Here is a 1,627-nt window from a genome sequence, read left to right as displayed (position 1 = left end):
CGAACGACGCCTTGTCTAATGTTCCACCCATGAGCTCCCAGCGAAGAACGTGTGCCTTCGATCTGGGTTCTGGACACCCGAAGGTGTCAGATGCTCCTTAGAAAGGAGGTGATCCAGCCGCACCTTCCGGTACGGCTACCTTGTTACGACTTAGTCCTAATTACCGATCCCACCTTCGACAGCTCCCTCCACAAGGGTTAGGCCACCGGCTTCAGGTGTTACCGACTTTCATGACTTGACGGGCGGTGTGTACAAGACCCGGGAACGTATTCACCGCAGCGTTGCTGATCTGCGATTACTAGCGACTCCGACTTCATGAGGTCGAGTTGCAGACCTCAATCCGAACTGGGACCGGCTTTTTGGGATTCGCTCCACCTCACGGTATCGCTGCCCATTGTACCGGCCATTGTAGCATGCGTGAAGCCCAAGACATAAGGGGCATGATGATTTGACGTCATCCCCACCTTCCTCCGAGTTGACCCCGGCAGTATCCCATGAGTTCCCACCATTACGTGCTGGCAACATAGAACGAGGGTTGCGCTCGTTGCGGGACTTAACCCAACATCTCACGACACGAGCTGACGACAACCATGCACCACCTGTTTACGAGTGTCCAAAGAGTTGACCATTTCTGGCCCGTTCTCGTATATGTCAAGCCTTGGTAAGGTTCTTCGCGTTGCATCGAATTAATCCGCATGCTCCGCCGCTTGTGCGGGTCCCCGTCAATTCCTTTGAGTTTTAGCCTTGCGGCCGTACTCCCCAGGCGGGGAACTTAATGCGTTAGCTGCGTCACGGAATCCGTGGAATGGACCCCACAACTAGTTCCCAACGTTTACGGGGTGGACTACCAGGGTATCTAAGCCTGTTTGCTCCCCACCCTTTCGCTCCTCAGCGTCAGTTACGGCCCAGAGATCTGCCTTCGCCATCGGTGTTCCTCCTGATATCTGCGCATTCCACCGCTACACCAGGAATTCCAATCTCCCCTACCGCACTCTAGTCTGCCCGTACCCACTGCAGGCCCGAGGTTGAGCCTCGGGATTTCACAGCAGACGCGACAAACCGCCTACGAGCTCTTTACGCCCAATAATTCCGGATAACGCTTGCGCCCTACGTATTACCGCGGCTGCTGGCACGTAGTTAGCCGGCGCTTTTTCTGCAGGTACCGTCACTCTCGCTTCTTCCCTGCTAAAAGAGGTTTACAACCCGAAGGCCGTCATCCCTCACGCGGCGTTGCTGCATCAGGCTTCCGCCCATTGTGCAATATTCCCCACTGCTGCCTCCCGTAGGAGTCTGGGCCGTGTCTCAGTCCCAGTGTGGCCGGTCACCCTCTCAGGCCGGCTACCCGTCGACGCCTTGGTGAGCCATTACCTCACCAACAAGCTGATAGGCCGCGAGCCCATCCCCAACCAAAAAATCTTTCCAACAAGTAACCATGCGATTCTTGTTCGTATCCAGTATTAGACGCCGTTTCCAGCGCTTATCCCAGAGTCAGGGGCAGGTTGCTCACGTGTTACTCACCCGTTCGCCACTAATCCACCCAGCAAGCTGGGCTTCATCGTTCGACTTGCATGTGTTAAGCACGCCGCCAGCGTTCATCCTGAGCCAGGATCAAACTCTCCGTAAAAAA

1 rRNA gene is annotated in these 1,627 nt (G+C 55.6%); it reads right to left on the bottom strand.

What is annotated here, in order from left to right:
- Positions 1-101 precede the first annotated feature (101 nt).
- Positions 102-1,624 (bottom strand): 16S ribosomal RNA (locus tag AB0269_RS15185).
- Between the last annotated feature and the right edge of the window lie 3 nt (positions 1,625-1,627).

Source organism: Microbacterium sp. NPDC077644, from assembly GCF_040702785.1.
Lineage (GTDB): Bacteria > Actinomycetota > Actinomycetes > Actinomycetales > Microbacteriaceae > Microbacterium.
Note: the sequence above shows the minus strand (reverse complement) of the source record. Positions and strands in the feature narration are given on the sequence as shown.